This window comes from Microbacterium tenebrionis (assembly GCF_903645325.1).
GTDB lineage: Bacteria > Actinomycetota > Actinomycetes > Actinomycetales > Microbacteriaceae > Microbacterium > Microbacterium tenebrionis.
On sequence record NZ_CAHJXQ010000002.1, the window covers coordinates 449,428 to 471,225 of the forward strand.

Consider the following 21,798-nt stretch of genomic DNA (forward strand, 5'->3'; position numbering starts at 1 on the left):
TCACCCGATCGGAGACACCGGTGAGCGACGAGCACCCCACACTGCCGTACCCTGAGACGTCGTCCGAGCATCCGACGCTCGTGATTCCGGGGAGCGCTGACGAGCCGCGCCCGCCGCGGCGTCGCGCGCGCTGGCCATGGGTCGTGCTCGTGATCGTCCTGGTGCTCGCCGCGCTGGTCGTGGCCGCCGAGTTCCTGGCCAGGGCGATCCTGCCCGGCATCGTCCGCGGCATCGTGATCGAGCAGCTGGATCTGCCGCAGGATCAGCAGCTCGACGTGGATGCCGTAGGCATCCTGCTGCCTCAGCTGATCGGCGGTCGCCTCGATGAGCTGCATCTGACCACCGGCGCGGTCACGTTCGGCGGCATCACCGGAGCCGCGGACGTCACCGCTACCGGCATCCCGCTGCGCGGCGGCGACCTCGCCGATGCCCGCGGAACGGTGCGCATCGACCAGGAGCAGTTCACGGATCTGGTGACGGCGTCCGATCTGCCGATCGATGAGATCGGCTTCGACGAGCCGAATGTCACAGCATCCGGCAGCTTCGAGGTCTTCGGAATGCCGGTACCGGTGTCGGTCACCGTGACACCGGGAGCGGATGCCGGTGACCTGCTGCTCACGCCGGTGGAGCTTCAGATCGCGGGACTCACCCTGAACGCCGCCGACATCGCCGAGCGCTTCGGCGACGCGGCGGCACCGCTCGCCGGGCCTCAGCGCATCTGCATCGCCGACCAGCTTCCCGCGGGCCTCACCGTGACCGGCCTCGAGATCGACGGCACCGAGGCGGTCATCGACCTCGACGTGGATGGCGCCATCGCGACGGACGAGAGCCTCCAGCAGAACGGTTCCTGCGACTAGGACTTCTGCGTCTCAGCGGCGTTTCGTTCGGCGGATTCCGCTTCCTCCGCTGCACGCAGCGCCCGAGTCGCGATCATGACCTCCTGCTGGGCGCGCCGCACGCGGCGCTGGGCGAGCGTCTGCGCGCTCTCCGCTGATGAGACCCGGTCGTGCGCTTCCTCGGCCCCCGTGGTGATGTAGGCGCACGCGATGAGGATCACCTGCGTGGACAGGTTCATCCAGATCAGCAGCGCCACGAGAGAGGCGAACGTCGCCAGCAGCGGGTTCGAGGTCGCGCCGCCGACGAACAGGCTCGACAGCTCCTGGAGGATCAGGAGCCGAGGCCGCCAGCGACGCTCCCGACCACACGGCCGGAGCGGGAGCACGCAGACCGGACAGCAGCAGGAAGACGCCCAGGATCAGAACGACGTCGAGGGCGTACACGACCAGCAGTGAGACGACGCGGATGCTCCACTCCGCGATGACCGAGTCGCCCGGCAGCCCCAACAGATCGGTGATGAAGCTCAGGCCGATGCGGGCGAGGAATGTCACGGCCGCCGCGGCGACGAAGGCGACGGCGATCCCTGCAGCCAGGGCGAGGTTGCGCAGGATCACCCAGATGAAGAGCACATCATCCTGGACGGTGCCCGCGATGCTGCGCACCGCCGTTCGCAGCGATCCGATCGCACCCAGCGCGGCGCCGACGAGCGCGACGAGCGAGAAGATCCCGGTGACCGTGAAGCCGACCGGTTCGATCGACGTCGGATCCTTCACGATGCCGTCCTCTCCGACGAGTCCCGGGATAGCGGAGTCGATCGCCGCGACGATCGGCTTCCACGCCTCCGGGTTGCCGGCGAGCCAGATCGAGGCGACGGAGAATCCCAGCAGCAGACCCGCGAACACGCTGAACAGGGCGCGGTAGGTGACACTGTCGGCGAGCATGGCGCCGCGCCGCTCCGAGTAGAGCAGATAGGCGCGTACGACCTTCAGACGCAGGACCCAGGCGATCACCGACTTCACGAATGTCATGTCCCCACCGTAATGAATCGTCTTCCCGGTCCGCAGGGGACGTGCCGAGTGCCGGGCAGTCCGAGCCGGTGCCATAGAATCGGGGCAGCCTCGCGTGGCCCGTTCCGCTGAGGTCCCCTCCCACGATTGGTGCTGTGTGCTTTCCCCTGCAGACTCGCTCGCCCCGGACTGGCTCGTCATCCCCGACGACGCGAACGCTCTCGCCGACGGCGTGTGGCCGGCATCCGCTCGGCGCGATGAGCAGGGAGGCCTCGTCCTCGGTGGAATGACCGCCACCGACATCGTCCGGGAGCACGGCACGCCGGTGCTCGTGCTCGACGAGGACGAGGTGCGCGCCCGCGCCCGTGCGTTCCACGAGGCGTTCGCCGCGGCGACCGCCTCCCACGGCGGCACAGCGCGCGTGTACTACGCCGGCAAGGCCTTCCTCTCCACGACGGTCGCCCGGTGGGTGACCGAGGAGGGCCTCAACGTCGACGTCTGCACGCGGGGCGAACTCGAGGTCGCGCTCGCGGCGGGCGTGGATGCCGCACGCATCGGGTTCCACGGCAACAACAAGCTGCCCGCCGAGATCGAGCGCGCGGTGTCCGTCGGCGTCGGCACGATCATCATCGACAGCGCCATCGAGGTCGAGCGCACGGCCGAGATCGCCGCGCGCGCGGGCGTCGTCCAGCGGGTGCTCGTCCGCGTCAACAGCGGCGTGCACGCCGAGACGCACGACTTCCTCGCCACCGCCCACGAGGATCAGAAGTTCGGCATGACCTTCGCGGATGCCGAGATCGCCGTCGCGCGCATCCGCGAGCTCCCGTCGCTCGAGTTCGTGGGGCTCCACTGCCACATCGGCTCCCAGATCTTCGGCGTCGCGGGGTTCCGCGAATCCGCCGCCCGCGTGCTCGAGCTGCACGAGAGGCTGCGGGCCGGCGGCGAGGTGCCGGTTCTCAACCTCGGCGGCGGCTTCGGCATCGCCTACACGAGCGTCGACGACCCGACGCCGATCGAGCAGCTGGCGACCGAGATCGTCGACGCGGTCGCCGCCGGATGCGCAGAGCGCGGCATCCCGTTGCCGATCCTGTCCTTCGAGCCCGGCCGTGCGATCGTCGGCACAGCCGGCGTCCCGCTCTACGCGGGCCGCACGCCGGAGCGGGTGCGCCTGGACTCCGGAGCGACCCGACTGTACGTCAGCGTCGACGGCGGCATGAGCGACAACGCGCGGCCGGCGCTGTACGGCGCCGAGTTCTCGGCCCGGATCGCGTCGAGGACGACCGATGCCGAGCCCGCCCTCGCCCGGGTGGTCGGTCGCCACTGCGAGTCCGGCGACATCGTCGTCGACCACGAGTATCTGCCCGGCGACGTCGCCCCCGGCGACCTGCTGGCGGTGCCGGCGACAGGGGCGTACTGCGCGTCGCTGGCCAGCAACTACAACCACGTACCCCGCCCCGCGGTCGTCGCGGTCTCCGCCGGCGCCTCCCGCGTGATCGTGCGGGGCGAGACCATCGAGGATCTTCTGGCGCGGGACGCCGGAATCGGCATGAACGAAGGAGCACGATGACCCAGCCCGAATCGAGCGATCAGTATCGACGACTCCGCGTGGCGCTTCTGGGCGCCGGCGCGGTGGGTTCGCAGGTCGCTGACCTCCTGCTGCGCCACGGCGACGAACTGGCCGACCGTGCCGGCGCATCGCTCGAGCTCGCCGGGATCGCCGGGCGGGCCGTGGACGCTCCGCGCGACGTCGAGCTCCCGAAGGAGCTGTTCACCACGGACGCCGAGAGCCTCATCGTCGGCAGCGACATCGTGATCGAGCTCATGGGAGGCATCGAACCGGCTCGCGGCAACCTGCTGCTCGCTCTGAACTCGGGCGCGGATGTCGTCACCGCGAACAAGGCGCTGCTGGCCACGCACGGCACGGAGCTGTTCGAGGCGGCCGATCAGGTCGGCGCATCGGTGTACTACGAGGCTGCGGCCGCCGGCGCCATCCCGATCATCCGTCCGCTGCGCGACTCGCTCGCCGGGGACCGGGTCGTGCGCATCATGGGCATCGTCAACGGCACGACCAACTACATCCTCGACCGGATGGACTCCGAGGGTGCGGACTTCGCCGATGTGCTCGCGGATGCTCAGCGGCTCGGCTACGCCGAGGCGGATCCGACCGCTGATGTCGAGGGCCACGACGCCGCGCAGAAGGCCGCGATTCTCGCGTCCCTCGCCTTCCACACCACGGTTCCGCTGGATGCCGTCCACTGCGAGGGCATCACCGGCATCACCGCGTCGATGATCGACGAGGCGCGCGCCGCCGGGTTCGTCATCAAGCTGCTCGCGGTGTGCGAGCGCATCACGGTCGACGGCGCCGAGTCCATCTCGGTGCGCGTCTACCCGGCGCTGGTGGCCCGATCGCACCCGCTCGCCTCCGTGCACGGCGCGAACAACGCCGTCTTCGTCGAGGCGGAGGCCGCCGGCTCCCTGATGTTCTACGGCGCCGGCGCCGGCGGCGTTCAGACGGCATCGGCCGTGCTCGGCGACGTCGTCTCCGCCGCACGCCGGCACATCGCCGGTGGCGTCGGAGTGGGGGAGTCCACCAGAGCGAACCTGCCGATCGTGCCGATCGGCCACGTCATCACGCGCTATCAGATCACCCTCGAGGTGAACGACCAGCCCGGAGTCCTCGCGACGATCGCGGGCATCCTGTCGGAGGGCGGCGTCTCGGTCGCCACGGTCGTGCAGACCGTCGAGGGCGAGGACGACACGACCGCCCGGCTCGTGATCGGCACCCACCGGGCGGCCGAGCAGGCTCTCAGCGACACGGTCGAGAACCTCGCCGCGAGCGACGTCGTCGAGCGGGTCGTGTCCGTGCTGCGCGTGGAAGGCGAGTGATGCCCGAGGTGCGCACGGTTCAGGTGCGGGTTCCGGCGACGAGCGCCAACCTCGGGCCAGGGTTCGACACGCTCGGGCTCGCGCTCAGCGTGTACGACGAGCTCACCGTCACCGCTCTCGACGACGATCGCCTCGAGATCGAGGTGGCAGGCTCCGGTGCGGCGGACATCCCGCGGGACGAGTCGAATCTCGTCGTCCGCTCGATCGAGCACGTGTACGCCGACGCCGGGCGCGAGATGCCGGGTCTGCGCATCGAGGCGCGCAACGGCGTGCCGCACGGGCGGGGCCTCGGCTCCTCCGGCGCGGCCGTGACAGCCGGAGTCCTCGCCGCCAAGGGACTGCTCGCCGGTGACGTCGACTTCAGCGACGCCGAGCTGCTGCGCCTGGCGACCGAGCTCGAGGGCCACCCCGACAACGTCGCCCCGGCGCTGTTCGGCGGACTCACGATCGCCTGGACGGGGGAGAGCGGCCCGCAGCACAAGAAGCTTCTCGTGCACCGCGGTGTCGCACCGCTCGTGCTCGTGCCAGAGCGGACGATGTCCACGACCCTGGCGCGCTCCCTGCAGCCGCCGCAGGTCTCCCGCGAGGACGCCGTGTTCAACGTGTCGCGCACGGCGCTGCTGATCGCGGCGCTGATGCAGAGCCCGGAGCTGCTCCTGGACGCGACCGCCGACCGGCTGCACCAGGACTACCGCGCCGAAGCCATGCCCGAGACGAGCGCGCTTGTGCAGGCGCTGCGTGCCGCCGGATTCGCCGCCGTCGTCTCGGGTGCAGGACCCAGCGTCCTGGTGCTCTGCGACGGGCCCGGCGGACGCCAGGCCGCGAAGGAACTCGCCGATTCCGTGACGGACACTCCGTGGGAGGGCCTCATGCTGGCCGTCGACGTGCGTGGTGGTACAGTTAGGGATCGAGCGGAGGGCTCCACGTAATTTCGTGAATCTGGCCCCCATCGCAAATCTGCGAGACCCGCACGCAACCCCCAGTGCTTCATTTCCGGTACTGGCTGGCGGACGCCGAGCGTCTGTCCGTGCGATCGTGCACAGCACCCGTTGTGCGCGAGACATGCTCATTTCCCACGACATATAAGGGAGTACTCGTGGAGACATTCTCCGAGACCCAGAACGAACAGGCCGAGAACTCGGCCCCTGCCGCCGACGCAGCGGCGACCGAGACCGCGGCCCCCCGCAAGCGTGCTCCGCGACGTGCGACGACGGCGACCGCTGCGGCCAAGGCCGCAGAGCCTGTCGAGTCCGCTCCGGCCGAGTCCGCTCCGGTCACGTCCGCGCCGGCCGGGGGCGACGCTCCGGCGTCGGATGCGGCTCCTGCCGCAGACGCGCCGAAGGCGAAGGCTCCGCGCCGCAGCCGCGCCAAGAAGGCGGATGCCGAGACCGCGCCCGCCGAGGCCGCGCCCGCCGAGGCCGAGGCAGCCGCACCGGCTTCCGAGGGCGCGGCGTCCGATGCCGCCGAGGGCCGTGCCGAGACCGCTCCGAAGTCAGGACGCGGACGCCGCACGAAGAAGGCCGACGCCGCGCCCGCCGAGGCCGCCTCCAGTGAGGCGAAGCCCGACGGCGCGAACTCCGGCGACGCCGCGTCGGGTGACGCCAAGTCCGGCGACGCCAAGTCCGGCGCCAAGCAGGAGTCCGGCGCCAAGCAGGAGTCCGCCGCCCCCGCGAAGGGCGAGGGGGACCAGGCCCAGAACGACAAGCAGAACGCCAGGAACGACGCCGGTGACAACGGCTCCGAGGCGGGCGATGGCGAGGAGGGTGCCGGCCGCGGCCGCAGCCGGAACCGCAGCCGCAGCCGAGGCCGCGGCGGAAACGGGCAGAACGCTCAGGACGGCCAGCAGAACGCCTCCTCCGACGACGACGGCAACGGCAACGGCCGTGGCCGCCAGCGCAACAAGCGCCGCGGCGGCGGAGCATCCGACGAGTTCGAGACCGAGATCGGCGAGGACGACGTCCTCATCCCGATCGCCGGAATCCTCGACGTGCTCGACAACTACGCGTTCGTCCGCACCACCGGCTACCTCGCCGGCACCAGCGACGTCTACGTCTCGCTCGGACAGGTGAAGAAGTACAACCTGCGCAAGGGCGACGCGATCGTCGGCGCCATCAAGCAGCCCCGCGAGGGCGAGCAGCAGGGACGCCAGAAGTACAACGCCCTCGTCAAGGTCGACTCGATCAACGGACTCTCGGTCGAGGACGCGGCGACCCGCGTCGAATTCGGCAAGCTCACACCGCTCTACCCGCAGGAGCGCCTGCGCCTGGAGACCGCACCCGAGAAGCTCACCCAGCGCATCATCGACCTCGTCGCGCCGATCGGCAAGGGCCAGCGCGGCCTGATCGTCGCGCCCCCGAAGGCGGGCAAGACGATCGTGCTGCAGCAGATCGCGAACGCGATCGCGCAGAACAACCCCGAGGTCCACCTCATGGTCGTTCTCGTCGACGAGCGTCCCGAAGAGGTCACCGACATGGAGCGCACCGTCAAGGGAGAGGTCATCGCCTCGACGTTCGACCGTCCGGCGGAGGACCACACCACGGTCGCCGAGCTCGCCATCGAGCGCGCCAAGCGCCTCGTCGAGCTCGGCCGCGACGTCGTCGTGCTGCTCGACTCGATCACGCGCCTCGGCCGTGCGTACAACCTCGCGGCTCCCGCGTCTGGGCGCGTTCTGAGCGGTGGTGTCGACGCTTCGGCGCTGTACCCGCCCAAGCGCTTCTTCGGCGCTGCTCGCAACATCGAGAACGGTGGTTCGCTCACCATCCTCGCCACGGCGCTCGTGGAGACCGGATCCAAGATGGACGAGGTCATCTTCGAGGAGTTCAAGGGCACCGGCAACAGCGAGCTGCGTCTGTCTCGCGCCCTCGCCGACAAGCGGATCTTCCCGGCCGTCGACGTCAACGCGTCGTCCACCCGCCGCGAGGAGATGCTGCTGTCGCAGGACGAGGTCAAGATCACCTGGAAGCTGCGTCGCGCCCTTGCGGGTCTGGACCCCCAGCAGGCCCTCGAGGTCGTGCTCGGCAAGCTCAAGGAGACGCAGTCCAACGTCGAGTTCCTCGTGCAGATGCAGAAGTCGATGCCCGCTCCCGTCGCCGGTGGCCACAGCCACGGGCACGAGAACAGCATCCGCTGATCCGAGCACCGCGTGTTCGAGTCCGTCCAGGCGCTGATCGACGAACACCGCCGGGTGCAGGAGGAGCTCTCCGACCCGGCGGTGCACGCCGACGCAGCCCGCGCGAAGCGCGTCAACAGGCGCTACGCGGAGCTGAGCCGCATCGTTGCTGCGCATGACGCGTGGATCGCGGCTGTCGACGACCTCGACGCGGCGCGCGAGCTCGCCAAGGACGATGACGCGTTCGCCGAGGAGATCCCGTCCCTCGAGGAGAACGTGCAGCAGACGCAGGAGCGCCTGCGCCGCCTGCTCATCCCGCGCGACCCCGACGACGCCCGCGACGTGATCATGGAGATCAAGGCGGGCGAGGGCGGCGCGGAGTCCGCGCTGTTCGCCGCCGACCTGCTGCGCATGTACACGCAGTACGCCGCGCACAAGGGCTGGAAGACCGAGCTCCTCGAGCGCAACGAATCCGATCTCGGCGGGTACAAAGACGTCCAGGTCGCGATCAAGGGCTCCTCGTCCGACCCCGCGCAGGGCGTGTGGGCGCACCTGAAGTACGAGGGCGGTGTGCACCGTGTGCAACGAGTGCCGGCGACCGAGTCGCAGGGCCGCATCCACACCTCCACGACCGGTGTGCTCGTCTTCCCCGAGGTCGACGAGCCCGAAGAACTGCAGATCGACCAGAACGACCTGAAGATCGACGTGTACCGCTCGTCGGGGCCCGGCGGTCAGTCCGTCAACACGACCGATTCCGCGGTGCGCATCACGCATGTGCCGACGGGCATCGTCGTCTCGATGCAGAACGAGAAGTCCCAGCTGCAGAACCGCGAGGCCGCCATGCGCGTGCTGCGCGCGCGTCTGCTCGCCAAGCAGCAGGAGGAGCTGGACGCCGCGGCATCCGACGCGCGCAAGTCGCAGATCCGCGGTATGGACCGCTCAGAGCGCATCCGCACCTACAACTTCCCGGAGAACCGGATCGCCGATCACCGGACCGGTTTCAAGGCGTACAACCTCGATCAGGTGATGGACGGCGCGCTCGATCCGATCATCGACAGCGCCATCACGGCAGACGAAGAGGCACGCCTGGCAGCGCTCGGCCAGGAGGACTGAAACGCCACGTCGCAGGGTCTCGGCTCCGTGGTGTGACCGGCTTCCTCTTCCGAAGTTTCCGCTCTCCTGCTGCCGAAGATCTTCCTCAAGAGCGGATCGCGCGAGACGAAGCGCGCACGCCGAGTCAGATCGCGTAGTCCGAGGCCAGACGCAGGTCGCTGAAATCGTCGTGCCCGCGGCGCCTGCGGGCACGTGCCGGAACGCCGGTGAGGATGCTCTCCTCGGGTGCGTCCTTGGTCACCACGGCATTCGCGCCGACGACGGTGTTCCGTCCCACCGTGATGGGCCCGAGGATCTTCGCCCCCGCGCCCACGACGACGCCGTCCGCAAGAGTCGGATGCCGCTTGCCCGTGTCGTCGCTCGTGCGGCCGCCGAGAGTGACCCCGTGGTAGAGCATCACGTCGTCGCCGACCTCTGCGGTCTCGCCGATCACCACGCCGGAGCCGTGGTCGATGAAGAAGCGCCGCCCGATCTTCGCTCCGGGGTGGATCTCGATCCCCGTCATCGCGCGGGCGAGCTGCGAGTTCGCCCGCGCGAGCAGACGCAGCCCTCGACGCCACAACGCGTGCGATGCACGATGCGCCCAGATGGCGTGCAGGCCGGGGTAGAGCAGCGCGACTTCGAGGCCTGTGCGCGCGGCGGGGTCGCGCAGCCGCGCAGCGGCGATGTCCTCGCGCACCCGCGAGATGGCGTTCATCGAGCGGCTCAGCTCTCGCGCAGATCCTCGAACAGCGCGGTCGAGATGTAGCGCTCACCGGTGTCTGGCATCACCACGACGATCGTCTTGCCCGTGTTCTCCGGTCGGGCGGCGACCTGGAGCGCCGCAGACAGCGCGGCACCGGACGACATGCCGACCAGCAGCCCCTCCTTCGCCGCGAGCTCGCGCGCCAGGCGGAGCGACTCGTCGAACTCCACGGCGATGACCTCGTCGAGGACCTCGCGATCGAGGACTCCGGGAACGAAGTTCGGACCGATGCCCTGGATCTTGTGCGGGCCGGGGTGGCCCTCGGTGAGGACGGGGGAGTCCTTGGGCTCCACGGCGATGACCTTCACCTCGGGCTTGGCCGCCTTGAGCGCCTGACCCGTGCCGGTCACGGTGCCGCCGGTGCCGACGCCCGCGACGAGGATGTCGACGCTCCCATCGGTGTCGCGCAGGATCTCCTGGGCGGTGGTCTCGCGGTGGATCTGCGGGTTCGCCGCGTTCTCGAACTGCTTGATCCAGACGGCTCCCGGCGTCTCGGCGACGATCCTCTTGGTCTCGTCGATCGCCCCGCTCATACCCTTCGTCGGGTCGGTGAGGACGATCTCCGCGCCGAACGCCTTCAGCAGCACGCGCCGCTCCTTCGACATGGATGCCGGCATCGTGAGGATGACCTTGTAACCGCGCGCCGCGCCGACCATGGCCAGGGCGATGCCGGTGTTGCCGCTGGTGGACTCCACGATCGTGCCGCCGGGCTGGAGCGCTCCGGCGGCCTCGGCCGCGTTGATCATCGCGATTCCGATGCGGTCCTTGACGCTGGATGCCGGGTTGTAGAACTCGAGCTTGGCGAGAACGGTCGCGCCGACGCCCTCGGTCACGCGGTTCAGGCGCACCAGAGGGGTGTTGCCGAAGGCGGTCGTGATGTCGTTGTGGATGCCGGGCATGGCTGACCTTTCGTTCGCGGAACGGGTGCCCTCACAGCCTATGCGAGCGGATACAGCACTGGGCCAATGTGACGATCGCGGCGGCGCGACGACGTACGCTGAAAGGATGCCGCAGACCACTCTCGCCGCCGCCGTCCGAGCCGCCGCCGAGCGTCTGTCCACCGCCGGCGTCCCCGACCCGCTCGTCGACGCGGAACTGCTCGTCGGCCACGTGCGCGGGCTCAGCCGCGGAGAGATCCAGGCGGCGATGGTCCGCGGCGACTCGCTGGACGATGCGGATGCCTCGGCGCTCGACGCTCTCGTCGACCGCCGAGCCGCACGGGAACCACTGCAGCATCTGACCGGCGTCGCTCCGTTCCGGCATCTCGAGCTCGCGGTCGGGCCGGGTGTCTTCGTCCCGCGCCCCGAGACCGAGATCGTCGCGCAGTTCGCGATCGACGCATTGGCGGCGGACGCCTCGGCCGAACCCGTCGCCGTCGACCTGTGCACCGGGAGCGGTGCGATCGCCCTCGCGATGGCGAGCGAGGTGCCGCACGCGCGGGTCTTCGCCGTGGAGCTGTCCCCGGACGCGCACGCGTGGGCGGCCCGCAACACCGCAGCTGCCGACAACCTCACCCTCGTGCTCGGCGACCTCGCCGACACCCTCGTCGAGCTCGACGGCACCGCATCGGTCGTCATCTCGAACCCGCCGTATGTTCCGGACGATGCGATCCCGCGCGACCCTGAGGTGCGGCTGCACGATCCGGCGCTCGCCCTCTACGGCGGCGCGGACGGGCTCGACGTCGTCCGCGTGCTGAGCACGCGTGCGCTGCGGCTGCTTCGGCAGGGCGGGCTGCTGGTGATCGAGCACGGCGAGCTCCAGGGGGCGCAGATCCGCGAGCTGCTCGAACGCGACGGCTGGCGGGCCCCGACCACGCACCGCGACCTGACGCAGCGCGATCGGGCGACCACGGCGCTGCGCCCCTGATGCCGGCACGGGGGACGGGCAGACCGAACCCGTAGACTATGGGGGTCATGTCCTCACTCTTCGACTGCGGCGACGAGGCTCAGCTGCTCGCCGGAATGCGTCACGCGCGCCAGGCGATCGCGCGCGGCGAGCTCATCGTGATGCCCACAGACACCGTCTACGGAATCGCAGCCGATGCGTTCACGCCGGCCGCGGTGCAGCGCCTTCTCGACGCGAAGGGCCGCGGACGCGACCAGCCGCCGCCCGTTCTGGTGTCCGGACAGTCCGCGCTGGCGGCCCTCGTCGAAGAGGTCCCCGAGCCCGTTCAGCGCCTCGTCGATGAGCTCTGGCCGGGCGGGCTCACGATCGTGCTGCCGGCGCAGCCGTCCCTGTCCTGGGACCTCGGCGACACTCTGGGTACCGTGGCCGTTCGCATGCCCGATCAGCGCGTCGCCCTGGAGCTGCTCGCCGAGACGGGGCCGCTCGCGGTCTCGAGCGCCAACCTCACGGGCAAGAGCGCGGCGGTGTCCGCCGAACAGGCGCGCGCCATGCTCGGCGACAGCGTCTCGGTCTACCTCGACGGCGGCACCAGCGAGACGGGCATCCCATCCACGATCATCGACGCCACCACCCTCGTGCACCGTCGTGCAGACGACGCGGGCGAGCCCCGGGTGCGCATCCTGCGCGAAGGCGCCGTGACCCGGCGCCGTCTCGAGAGCATCCTCGGCGAACTGCTCGAACCGCGGCTGTCGTCTGCGGACGCGGCGGACGGCACGGCGTGAAGCAGTACGTCTTCACGATCATCCTCACCGCGACGATCACGTTCATCGCGACGTGGGCGGTCTGGCAGCTGAGCCTGCGCTTCAAGCTCTACCCCGGCATCCGTGAACGCGACGTCCACACCACACCGACCCCGCGACTCGGGGGAGTGGCGATGTTCATCGGAATCGCCGCGGCGATCGGCGTCTCGGCGGCGAACCCTTTCTTCGCCATCATGTGGGTGCCGCCGCAGACGATGTGGGCGATCCTCGCCGCGGCACTCCTCATCGCGGTGATCGGGGTCATCGACGACCTGTGGGATCTGGACTGGATGATCAAGCTCGGCGCGCAGTTCCTCGCGGCCGGGATAATCACGGTCGTGGGCGGTCTGCAGATCCTGTCGCTGCCGCTCGGCGAGATGGTCATCGTCTCCAGCTGGCTGAGCATCGCGGTGACGATGGTCGCGATCGTCGTCGTCATGAACGCCGTGAACTTCATCGACGGCCTCGACGGGCTGGTCGCCGGCGTCTGCCTCATCGCGAACGGCGTCTTCTTCGCCTACTCGTTCATCCTCACGCGCGACTCCGGCGCGTCGAGCTACTTCAACCTCGCCTCGTTCATCGCAGCCGTCCTCATCGGCGCGTGCATCGGCTTCCTGCCGCTGAACTGGAGCCCGGCGAAGCTGTTCATGGGGGACTCGGGCGCGCTCGTGATGGGGTTGCTCATGGCGACGTCGGCGATCGCGCTGACCGGCCAGATGTCCTCCGCTGCGATGAACCCGCAGGAGTTCGGGCGCTCGCAGCTGCTCGGCGCCTTCATCCCGATCCTGCTCCCGGTCGTCGTCGTCATGCTGCCGCTGCTGGACTTCGGCCTGGCCGTGTTCCGGCGGATGCGCGCCGGGAGATCGCCGTTCGCACCCGATCGCAAGCATCTGCATCACCGGATGCTCGACCTCGGCCACCGCGACCGCGATGCCGTGATCATCTTCTACGCCTGGACGGCAGTGATCTCGCTCGCCGTGCTCCTCATGTACGTCGGATCCCGCGAGGACTGGCCGGGCCAGTACCTCCCCGGAGTCGCGTTCGGCGTGATCGGCGCCGCCGCCTGCCTCGTCGTGACCCTTCTTCCCACCCACCGTGCGCCCGCCGCGCACGCGCCAGCCCCTGACGAACCCGCGCCGCCCGCCGCATCCATGGAGACCCGATGAGCGACATCCCCGCACAGCCCACCGCCCCGGCCATCAACCCGGTCCTGCGGACCGTCCTGCTCTGGACGGGGATCGCCGCCGTCGTTCTCATCGTGCTGGGCGGAGGCATCGGGTTCCTCGTCGCCGGCACGGACGGCCTGTGGAGCGGGCTCGCAGGAGTGGGCCTCGCGGTCGTCTTCCTCGCACTCACGCCGGTCAGCGTCCTCATCGCGAACCGCTTCTACGGCCGCGAGATGTTCGCGACGGTGTTCTTCGGCATCGTGATGGGCGGGTGGCTGCTCAAGCTCGTCATCTTCATCGTCGCCATCGTCATCCTGCGCGGGCAGAGCTGGGTCGTCCCGGGCGTCATCTTCGGATCGCTCGTGGCCGGCATCATCGTGAGCCTCGTGATCGACGCCGTCGCGTTCAGCCGGCTGCGGGTGCCGCACGTATCGGACATCGAGCTGCCGACGCGTGACCCCGAGGCCCGCGAGGATTCGTGAGCCTGAAAAAATCTTGATAGTCTGAATCCGGGTTCGCTGAGCGACTTCCTGCGTCGTGCGAGAAATCCCGACTCAGCTCGAATCCCTCACCAAATCTTCGCGCCGATCCTGATCGGTGCCCAGAAGCTGGAGCAACGTTGACTCACGCCGGGAGCCTCCTCGTCCGATTCGCATCGGATGAATTCCATCCACCGTCCATCGCGGAGTTCTTCCCGGAGATCCTGTTCCAGATCGGCCCGCTCGCGGTCCACCGCATTCACCTGGTGCAGTTCCTCGCCACGATCGTCGTCGTGCTCATCCTCTGGCTCGGCACGCGCAGGCTCAAGCTCGTCCCCGGCCGCGGCCAGGCGCTGCTCGAGATGGGTTTCGATCTCGTCCGCGTGAACATCGCGCACGACATGATCGGCAAGAAGGACGGCGACCGGTTCCTGCCGTTGCTGACCACCATCTTCTTCATGGTGCTGTTCTTCAACATCACCGGTGTCATCCCGTTCCTGAACATCGCAGGCACCAGCATCATCGCCGTGCCGCTGCTGCTCGCTGTGATCTCCTACGTCACGTTCATCTACGCCGGTGTCCGAAAGAGCCCGTGGGGCTTCATCCGCAACTCGCTCTTCCCCCCTGGGGTTCCGCCGGCGCTGTACATCATCGTCGCCCCGCTCGAGTTCATCTCGACCTTCATCGTCCGCCCGGTCACTCTGACCCTGCGACTTCTGATGAACATGATGGTCGGCCACCTCATGCTGGTGCTCTTCTTCGCAGCGACCCAGTTCTTCATCTTCTCGATGGGCGGATTCTGGACGGTGCTGGGGGCGGGAACGCTCGCCTTCGGCTTCGCCTTCACGGCCTTCGAGATCCTGGTGGCCTTCCTCCAGGCGTACGTCTTCACCATCCTCACCGCGGTCTACATCCAGCTCGCAGTCGCGGACGAACACTAAACACAGCTAACGGGGAGCCCCGGCTCCCCAACAATGAAAGGAAGATCCAGTGGATCCCATCTCTGTTCTCGCCCAGATCAACGTCGACATCACCGGCTCGATCGCGAACGTCGGCTACGGCCTTGCAGCAATCGGCCCGGCCATCGGTGTGGGTATCGTCGTCGGCAAGACGATCGAGGGCATCGCTCGTCAGCCTGAGCTGTCCGGCAAGCTCCAGGGCACCATGTGGATCGGTATCGCCTTCACCGAGGCCCTCGCGTTCGTCGGCATCGGCGTCGCCTTCCTCTTCGGCTACTGATCCCTCCCACCACACGTAAGGAGACAGGATGCTGAACGCTCTTGTCACGCTCGCAGCCGAGGAGGCGGAGCACAATCCGCTTCTGCCGGCGATGTACGACATCGTCTGGTCAGCGGTCTGCTTCGTCATCATCCTGCTCGTGGCGTGGAAGGTCGCACTTCCGAACGTGGCGAAGATGCTCGACGAGCGCTCCGCCGCGATCGAGGGCAACATCGCCAAGGCCGATGAGGCGCAGAAGCAGGCAGAGGCGGCTCTCGAGGAGTACACCCGCCAGCTCGCCGAGGCGCGCGCCGAGGCCGGTCAGATCCGCGAGTCGGCCCGTGAGGACGGCAAGAAGATCATCGCCGAGGCCAAGGAGACCGCGACCATCGAGGCCGCGCGCATCACCGCGGCGGCGCAGGCCCAGATCGAGGCCGAGCGTCAGTCGACGCTCGTCGCCCTGCGGTCCGAGGTCGGCACGCTGGCGATCGACCTCGCCGGCAGCGTCGTGGGGGAGACCCTCTCCGACGACGCTCGTGCCACCGCGGTCGTCGAACGTTTCCTCGCGGACCTCGAAGCGTCCGAGAAGGCGGCCAAGTAATGGGCAGCGCGACCACTCAGGCGCTTGCGGCTTCGACGGCGGCTCTCGCTCAGGCGAAGGGCGTCACCCTCGACACGGCCGGTGAACTGTTCACCGCGGCGCGCCTCGTGGGCGAATCCGGTCAGCTGAGCGGCGCGCTTGCCGACCCCGCTGCTCCGGAGGGACTGCGAGAGAAGCTCGTCGCGTCCGTGTTCGCCAGCATGTCGGACACCACGAGGCAGCTGCTCACGACCGCCGCAGGACAGCGCTGGTCCGATGCCGACGGCCTCGTCGACGGCATCGAGGAACTCGCCATCCGGGCAACAGCGATCGCCGCGCCGAGCGACGACATCGAGGGCGAGCTGTTCTCGTTCCTCCGCGTCATCGCCGGCAACGCCGAGCTCGAGCTCGCACTGGGCGGACGCCTCGGCGACAACGAGGCGAAGGGCGCTCTCGTCGAGAAGCTGCTCGGCGGCACGGCGAGTGCACCGACGGTTCTCATCGTGTCGTCGCTGGTTCGTCAGCCCCGCGGCCGGCGCGTGCGCCAGATCCTGAACCGTGCGATGAAGATCGTGTCGGCGCAGGGCGGCCGCATCGTCGCCACCGTGAACACGGCAGCCCCGCTGTCGGCAGCGCAGCGCACCCGACTCGGTGATGCACTGGCTGCACGTTATGACGGTCAGGTCTCGATCAACGAAGTGATCGACCCCACCGTCGTGGGCGGACTGCGTGTGCAGGTCGCCGACGACGTCATCGACGGCAGCATCTCCGCGCGGCTCGCCGATCTTCGACAGAAGCTCGCGGGCTAATACGACTTCGCGCGGGGAACCGCGCACCCAGATACAAAGGGAAGACAATGGCAGAACTTTCGATCAGCCCCGACGTCATCCGTGACGCGCTGAAGGACTTCGCCGCTGCGTACGAGCCCTCGGGCGCGGTAGCGACCGAGGTCGGCACCGTCGTGGACGCTGCGGACGGCATCGCCCACATCGAGGGCCTGCCCGGTGTCATGGCGAACGAGCTCCTCACGTTCGCCAATGGAACGCAGGGCCTCGCACTGAACCTCGACGAGCACGAGATCGGCACTGTCGTCCTCGGCGACTTCTCCGGTGTTCAAGCCGGTCAGGAAGTCCGCCGCACGGGCGAGGTCCTCTCGGTCGCCGTCGGCGACGGCTACCTCGGCCGCGTCGTCGACCCGCTCGGCAACCCGATCGACGGTCTCGGCGAGATCGCGTCGGAGGGCCGCCGCGAGCTCGAGCTGCAGGCGCCCGGCGTCATGCAGCGCAAGAGCGTGCACGAGCCGATGCAGACCGGTATCAAGGCCATCGACGCCATGATCCCCGTCGGCCGCGGCCAGCGCCAGCTCATCATCGGCGACCGCCAGACCGGCAAGACGGCCATCGCGATCGACACGATCATCAACCAGAAGGCCAACTGGGAGTCGGGCGACGTCAGCAAGCAGGTCCGCTGCATCTACGTCGCCATCGGTCAGAAGGGCTCGACGATCGCTTCCGTCAAGGGCGCGCTCGAAGAGGCCGGCGCGATGGAGTACACCACCATCGTCGCGGCTCCGGCATCCGACCCTGCCGGCTTCAAGTACATCGCCCCCTACACGGGCTCCGCGATCGGCCAGCACTGGATGTACGGCGGCAAGCACGTCCTGATCATCTTCGACGACCTGTCGAAGCAGGCCGAGGCGTACCGCGCCGTCTCCCTTCTCCTGCGCCGACCGCCGGGGCGCGAGGCCTACCCGGGCGACGTCTTCTACCTGCACTCGCGTCTGCTCGAGCGCTGCGCGAAGCTGTCCGACGAGCTCGGCGCCGGCTCGATGACGGGTCTGCCCATCATCGAGACCAAGGCGAACGACGTCTCGGCGTACATCCCGACCAACGTGATCTCGATCACCGATGGCCAGATCTTCCTGCAGTCCGACCTCTTCAACGCCAACCAGCGCCCCGCTGTCGACGTGGGAATCTCGGTCTCGCGAGTCGGTGGTGACGCTCAGGTGAAGAGCATCAAGAAGGTCTCCGGAACGTTGAAGCTCGAGCTCGCGCAGTACCGCTCGCTCGAGGCCTTCGCGATGTTCGCGAGCGACCTCGATGCGGCATCGCGTCGTCAGCTCGACCGCGGTGCTCGCCTGACCGAGCTGCTCAAGCAGCCGCAGTACTCGCCGTACCCGGTCGAGGACCAGGTCGTCTCGATCTGGGCCGGCACCAACGGCAAGCTCGACACGATCGAGGTCGCAGACGTCCTGCGCTTCGAGCGCGAGCTGCTCGACCACCTGCGTCGCAACACCAAGGTGCTCGACACGCTGCGTGAGACCAACGTCCTCGACGACGACACCGTCGCCGAGCTGGAGAAGCAGGTCGACGCCTTCATCCTCGAGTTCCAGGGCGGCAAGGGCCAGTCCATCGGTGCCCCTGGCAGTGAGGAGCACGCCGCTCAGGACGTCGACGACGTGAACCAGGAGAAGATCGTCAAGGGTCGTCGCGCGTAATCGCGTGAGGTACTGAACCATGGGCGCTCAACTCCGGGTCTACAAGCAGAAGATCTCTTCTGCTCAGACGACCAAGAAGATCACGAAGGCGATGGAACTCATCGCGGCTTCGCGCATCCAGAAGGCGATGGCGCGCGTGCGCGCGTCCTCGCCCTTCGCGCGGGCCGTGACGCAGGCCGTGTCCGCCGTTGCGACGTACTCGAACGTCGATCACCCGCTCACCCGTGAGCCCGAGACGATCCGCCGCTCCGCGGTCGTGATCTTCTCGTCGGACCGCGGTCTCGCCGGAGCCTTCAACTCGCAGATCCTCCGCGAGGCGATGGAGCTCGGCGAGCTCGTCCGTTCGCAGGGCTCGGAGCCGGTGTACTACCTGGTCGGCCGCAAGGCCGTTGGGTACTTCCAGTTCCGCGGCATCCAGGCGGCGGCCGAGTGGACCGGTGACACCGACACCCCGCAGTTCAAGACCGCGGAGGAGATCTCGGCCACGCTGCTCGAGGCCTTCAACCGCGGTGGTGCGGACGGCGGCGTCGACGAGCTCCACCTCGTCTACAACCGGTTCGTCAGCATGATGACGCAGTCGCCCGAGACGGTGCGCCTGCTCCCGCTCGAGATCGTCGAGAACGAGGCATCCGCCGAGAACACCGGAGCGGTCTACCCGCTCTACGAGTTCGAGCCGGACGCCGAGACCGTCCTCGATGCGATCCTGCCGGTCTACATCCAGAGCCGGGTCTTCAACGCCCTGCTGCAGTCGTCGGCCGCCAAGCAGGCCGCGACGCAGAAGGCGATGAAGTCCGCCAGCGACAACGCCGACAAGCTCATCACCGACTACACCCGTCTGCGCAACAACGCGCGTCAGGCGGAGATCACGCAGCAGATCGCAGAGATCGTCGGCGGCGCCGACGCCCTCGCGTCGAGCAAATAGACCCTCAAGAAAGAGACGAAGATATGACCCCCACCGCCACAGCTGAGGCTGGGACCGCGGTCGTCGGGCGCGTCGCACGCGTCACGGGCCCGGTCGTCGACATCGAGTTCCCGCACGACTCGATCCCCGACATCTACAACGCCCTGAAGACGACGATCACGATCGGCGAGGAGTCCACCGAGATCACGCTCGAGGTCGCGCAGCACCTCGGCGACGACCTCATCCGCGCCATCGCCCTCAAGCCCACCGACGGCATCGTCCGCGGCCAGGAAGTGCGCGACACCGGTGAGGCGATCTCCGTCCCCGTCGGCGACGTCACCAAGGGCAAGGTCTTCAACGTGATCGGCGAAGTCCTCAACGCCGAGCCCGGCGAGCAGATCGAGATCACCGAGCGCTGGCCGATCCACCGCTCAGCCCCCAATTTCGACCAGCTCGAGTCGAAGACCACGATGTTCGAGACCGGCATCAAGTCGATCGACCTCCTCACCCCGTACGTCCAGGGTGGAAAGATCGGCCTGTTCGGCGGCGCCGGCGTCGGCAAGACCGTCCTCATCCAGGAGATGATCCAGCGCGTGGCACAGGACCACGGCGGTGTCTCCGTGTTCGCCGGTGTCGGCGAGCGCACCCGTGAGGGCAACGACCTCATCGGCGAGATGGAGGAGGCGGGCGTCTTCGACAAGACCGCCCTCGTCTTCGGCCAGATGGACGAGCCCCCGGGGACGCGTCTGCGCGTCGCTCTGTCGGCTCTGACGATGGCGGAGTACTTCCGCGACGTGCAGAAGCAGGACGTGCTGTTGTTCATCGACAACATCTTCCGCTTCACGCAGGCCGGTTCCGAGGTCTCCACGCTGCTGGGCCGCATGCCCTCGGCGGTGGGCTACCAGCCGAACCTCGCCGACGAGATGGGCCTCCTCCAGGAGCGCATCACCTCGACCCGCGGTCACTCGATCACCTCGCTGCAGGCGATCTACGTTCCCGCCGACGACTACACCGACCCGGCTCCGGCCACCACCTTCGCGCACCTCGACGCGACGACCGAGCTCAGCCGTGAGATCGCGTCGAAGGGTCTGTACCCGGCCATCGACCCGCTGACCTCGACGTCGCGCATCATGGACCCCCGCTACTTGGGCGAGGACCACTACCGCGTGGCCACCACGGTCAAGCAGATCCTCCAGAAGAACAAGGAGCTGCAGGAGATCATCGCGATCCTCGGTGTCGACGAGCTCTCCGAAGAGGACAAGATCGTCGTGTCGCGTGCACGTCGCATCCAGCAGTTCCTCTCGCAGAACACCTACATGGCGAAGAAGTTCACCGGTGTCGAGGGTTCGACGGTTCCGCTGAAGGAGACCATCGAGTCGTTCGACGCGATCGCCAAGGGCGAGTTCGACCACGTGGCCGAGCAGGCCTTCTTCAACGTCGGTGCGATCTCCGACGTCGAGGAGAAGTGGGCGCAGATCCAGAAGGAGAACGGCTGATCATGGCATTGCAGGTCAGCCTCGTCTCCGCGGACGCGGAGGTCTGGACGGGGGAGGCGACGCTCGTCGTCGCCAAGACCGTCGAGGGCGAGATCGGCATCATGGCCGGCCACGAGCCGATCCTCGCGATCCTCGCCGAGGGCGAGGTGCGCATCACCCGCGCCGACGGCAGCAAGGTCCTCGCCAATGCGCAGGACGGGTTCCTCTCCATGGAGGGCGACCAGCTGACGATCGTCGCCGGCAACGCGGCGCTCATCGCCTGACAGACGCCTCGAGAACGCGCCCGGCCGTCGTTCTGACGGCGGGCGCGTTCTGGCCTGTTCGGACATCCATGAAGATCCTTCTCCCTCCTTCTGAGACCAAGCGCCCAGGTGGGAGTTCGCGCCCGCTGCGCATCGAGGCCCTCGCGCTCCCCGCGCTCGCACCGCAGCGCGAGGCGGTCGTCGATGCTCTCACGGCTCTGTCCGCCGACCCGGCCCACGCGCAGCACGTGCTGAAGCTCAGCGACCGTCTGCTCGGCGACATCGAACACAACCGGATGCTGCGCGAGGCCGCGACCATGCCTGCGATCGACCGCTACACCGGAGTGCTCTACGACGCCCTGGACGCCGCGACCCTCGGGGCAGCGTCCAGGCGGTGGCTGGGATCGCACGTCTGGGTGCACGCAGCGGCCTTCGGACCCGTCGGTGCGCTCGACGGCATCCCCGCGTACCGGCTGGCTGCCGGGACATCCCTTCCCGGGGTTCCGCCGCTTCGCCGGCACTGGGCGGATGCGGTGACCGCTGCCATCGCGGATGAGGGTCCGTCGTTCGTGCTGGACCTGCGCAGCGAGGCGTACGTCGCGCTCGGACCCGTGCCCGCGTCGGTGTCCTCCGCGTATGTGCGCGTCGTCACCGGCCAGGGCCGCGCGCTCAACCACTTCAACAAGAAGTCCAAGGGCGAGCTCGTCCGAGCGCTTGCCGAGGATCGCCCGCGCGTGCGCTCACTCGACGGTCTGCGCGCATGGGCATCCGGTCGTGGCATCGAGTTGCGGGATGCGGCCGAGCACCAAGTCGTGGAACTCGTCGTCGCATCCTGAGGCGGGCAGCGTGTGTCTGTTGCTGCGCGCGCCGGTCACGC

The 21,798-nt window shown here is 68.6% G+C and carries 22 protein-coding genes; 19 read left to right on the forward strand and 3 right to left on the reverse strand.

All coding sequences use genetic code 11. From position 1 onward, the window contains the following. The first annotated feature begins 20 nt into the window (after positions 1–20). Positions 21–857 carry an LmeA family phospholipid-binding protein gene (locus HWX58_RS05520; RefSeq protein ID WP_175986004.1) on the forward strand — a complete coding sequence of 279 codons (837 nt, stop codon included), beginning with the start codon at positions 21–23 and terminating at the stop codon, positions 855–857. A gap of 12 nt (positions 858–869) precedes the next feature. Here the strand turns inward: HWX58_RS05520 and HWX58_RS05525 are convergent, their stop codons facing one another. Beyond that, positions 870–1,865, reverse strand: coding sequence for a YhjD/YihY/BrkB family envelope integrity protein (locus tag HWX58_RS05525; RefSeq protein ID WP_250646110.1), 996 nt, complete (start codon positions 1,863–1,865; stop codon positions 870–872). 136 nt (positions 1,866–2,001) lie between these two features. Between HWX58_RS05525 and lysA the strand changes: the two genes are divergently transcribed. The 5 genes from lysA (at position 2,002) to prfA (ending at position 8,952) form a co-directional block, all read left to right on the forward strand. Next, complete coding sequence (gene lysA / locus HWX58_RS05530; RefSeq protein WP_175986005.1) at positions 2,002–3,411, forward strand: diaminopimelate decarboxylase; 1,410 nt, start codon at positions 2,002–2,004, stop codon at positions 3,409–3,411. Continuing rightward, positions 3,408–4,730 carry a homoserine dehydrogenase gene (locus tag HWX58_RS05535; RefSeq protein ID WP_175986006.1) on the forward strand — a complete coding sequence of 441 codons (1,323 nt, stop codon included), beginning with the start codon at positions 3,408–3,410 and terminating at the stop codon, positions 4,728–4,730. The genes lysA and HWX58_RS05535 overlap by 4 nt, the downstream gene beginning before the upstream one ends. Continuing rightward, positions 4,730–5,659 carry a homoserine kinase gene (gene thrB, locus HWX58_RS05540; RefSeq protein ID WP_175986007.1) on the forward strand — a complete coding sequence of 310 codons (930 nt, stop codon included), beginning with the start codon at positions 4,730–4,732 and terminating at the stop codon, positions 5,657–5,659. Before HWX58_RS05535 ends, thrB begins: the two co-directional genes overlap by 1 nt. Positions 5,660–5,826: 167 nt before the next feature. Then, positions 5,827–7,860 carry a transcription termination factor Rho gene (gene rho / locus HWX58_RS05545; protein ID WP_175986008.1) on the forward strand — a complete coding sequence of 678 codons (2,034 nt, stop codon included), beginning with the start codon at positions 5,827–5,829 and terminating at the stop codon, positions 7,858–7,860. Positions 7,861–7,872: 12 nt separating this feature from the next. Then, entirely contained in the window at positions 7,873–8,952 is a 1,080-nt protein-coding gene (gene prfA / locus HWX58_RS05550; RefSeq protein WP_175986009.1) for a peptide chain release factor 1, read from the forward strand. 124 nt (positions 8,953–9,076) lie between these two features. Here the strand turns inward: prfA and epsC are convergent, their stop codons facing one another. Further along, positions 9,077–9,649 carry a serine O-acetyltransferase EpsC gene (epsC, locus tag HWX58_RS05555; RefSeq protein ID WP_175986010.1) on the reverse strand — a complete coding sequence of 191 codons (573 nt, stop codon included), beginning with the start codon at positions 9,647–9,649 and terminating at the stop codon, positions 9,077–9,079. 8 nt (positions 9,650–9,657) lie between these two features. After that, positions 9,658–10,596, reverse strand: a complete 939-nt coding sequence (gene cysK / locus HWX58_RS05560; protein WP_175986011.1) for a cysteine synthase A — start codon at positions 10,594–10,596, stop codon at positions 9,658–9,660. 106 nt (positions 10,597–10,702) lie between these two features. On the opposite strand from cysK, the gene prmC reads away from it, so the two are divergent. The 13 genes from prmC to HWX58_RS05625 all read left to right on the forward strand — a co-directional run bounded on the left by prmC (position 10,703) and on the right by HWX58_RS05625 (position 21,757). Next, positions 10,703–11,563, forward strand: coding sequence for a peptide chain release factor N(5)-glutamine methyltransferase (gene prmC / locus HWX58_RS05565; RefSeq protein ID WP_175986012.1), 861 nt, complete (start codon positions 10,703–10,705; stop codon positions 11,561–11,563). A gap of 47 nt (positions 11,564–11,610) precedes the next feature. Beyond that, positions 11,611–12,324, forward strand: coding sequence for an L-threonylcarbamoyladenylate synthase (locus HWX58_RS05570; protein ID WP_175986013.1), 714 nt, complete (start codon positions 11,611–11,613; stop codon positions 12,322–12,324). Then, entirely contained in the window at positions 12,321–13,508 is a 1,188-nt protein-coding gene (locus HWX58_RS05575; protein ID WP_175986014.1) for an MraY family glycosyltransferase, read from the forward strand. The genes HWX58_RS05570 and HWX58_RS05575 overlap by 4 nt, the downstream gene beginning before the upstream one ends. Next, complete coding sequence (locus tag HWX58_RS05580; RefSeq protein ID WP_175986015.1) at positions 13,505–13,990, forward strand: Cg1360 family ATP-synthase-associated protein; 486 nt, start codon at positions 13,505–13,507, stop codon at positions 13,988–13,990. Before HWX58_RS05575 ends, HWX58_RS05580 begins: the two co-directional genes overlap by 4 nt. 137 nt (positions 13,991–14,127) lie before the next feature. Then, positions 14,128–14,928: a F0F1 ATP synthase subunit A gene (gene atpB / locus HWX58_RS05585; RefSeq protein WP_175986016.1), complete on the forward strand. Its 801-nt coding sequence runs from the start codon at positions 14,128–14,130 to the stop codon at positions 14,926–14,928. 49 nt (positions 14,929–14,977) lie between these two features. Continuing rightward, positions 14,978–15,226 (forward strand): F0F1 ATP synthase subunit C, encoded by a 249-nt coding sequence (gene atpE, locus HWX58_RS05590; RefSeq protein ID WP_147037730.1) that lies wholly within the window; start codon positions 14,978–14,980, stop codon positions 15,224–15,226. A gap of 28 nt (positions 15,227–15,254) precedes the next feature. Further along, complete coding sequence (locus HWX58_RS05595; RefSeq protein ID WP_175986017.1) at positions 15,255–15,806, forward strand: F0F1 ATP synthase subunit B; 552 nt, start codon at positions 15,255–15,257, stop codon at positions 15,804–15,806. Then, positions 15,806–16,594: a F0F1 ATP synthase subunit delta gene (locus tag HWX58_RS05600; protein ID WP_175986018.1), complete on the forward strand. Its 789-nt coding sequence runs from the start codon at positions 15,806–15,808 to the stop codon at positions 16,592–16,594. Before HWX58_RS05595 ends, HWX58_RS05600 begins: the two co-directional genes overlap by 1 nt. A gap of 47 nt (positions 16,595–16,641) precedes the next feature. Then, positions 16,642–18,282, forward strand: a complete 1,641-nt coding sequence (gene atpA / locus HWX58_RS05605) for a F0F1 ATP synthase subunit alpha (protein ID WP_175986019.1) — start codon at positions 16,642–16,644, stop codon at positions 18,280–18,282. A 19-nt stretch (positions 18,283–18,301) separates the two neighbouring features. Then, positions 18,302–19,204 (forward strand): F0F1 ATP synthase subunit gamma, encoded by a 903-nt coding sequence (locus HWX58_RS05610; RefSeq protein ID WP_175986020.1) that lies wholly within the window; start codon positions 18,302–18,304, stop codon positions 19,202–19,204. 23 nt (positions 19,205–19,227) lie between these two features. Next, a complete protein-coding gene (gene atpD / locus HWX58_RS05615; protein WP_175986021.1) occupies positions 19,228–20,679 on the forward strand; it encodes a F0F1 ATP synthase subunit beta in 1,452 nt (483 codons plus the stop codon). Positions 20,680–20,681: 2 nt separating this feature from the next. After that, entirely contained in the window at positions 20,682–20,942 is a 261-nt protein-coding gene (locus HWX58_RS05620) for a F0F1 ATP synthase subunit epsilon (protein ID WP_175986022.1), read from the forward strand. A gap of 68 nt (positions 20,943–21,010) precedes the next feature. Beyond that, positions 21,011–21,757, forward strand: a complete 747-nt coding sequence (locus tag HWX58_RS05625) for a YaaA family protein (RefSeq protein ID WP_175986023.1) — start codon at positions 21,011–21,013, stop codon at positions 21,755–21,757. Positions 21,758–21,798 lie beyond the last annotated feature (41 nt).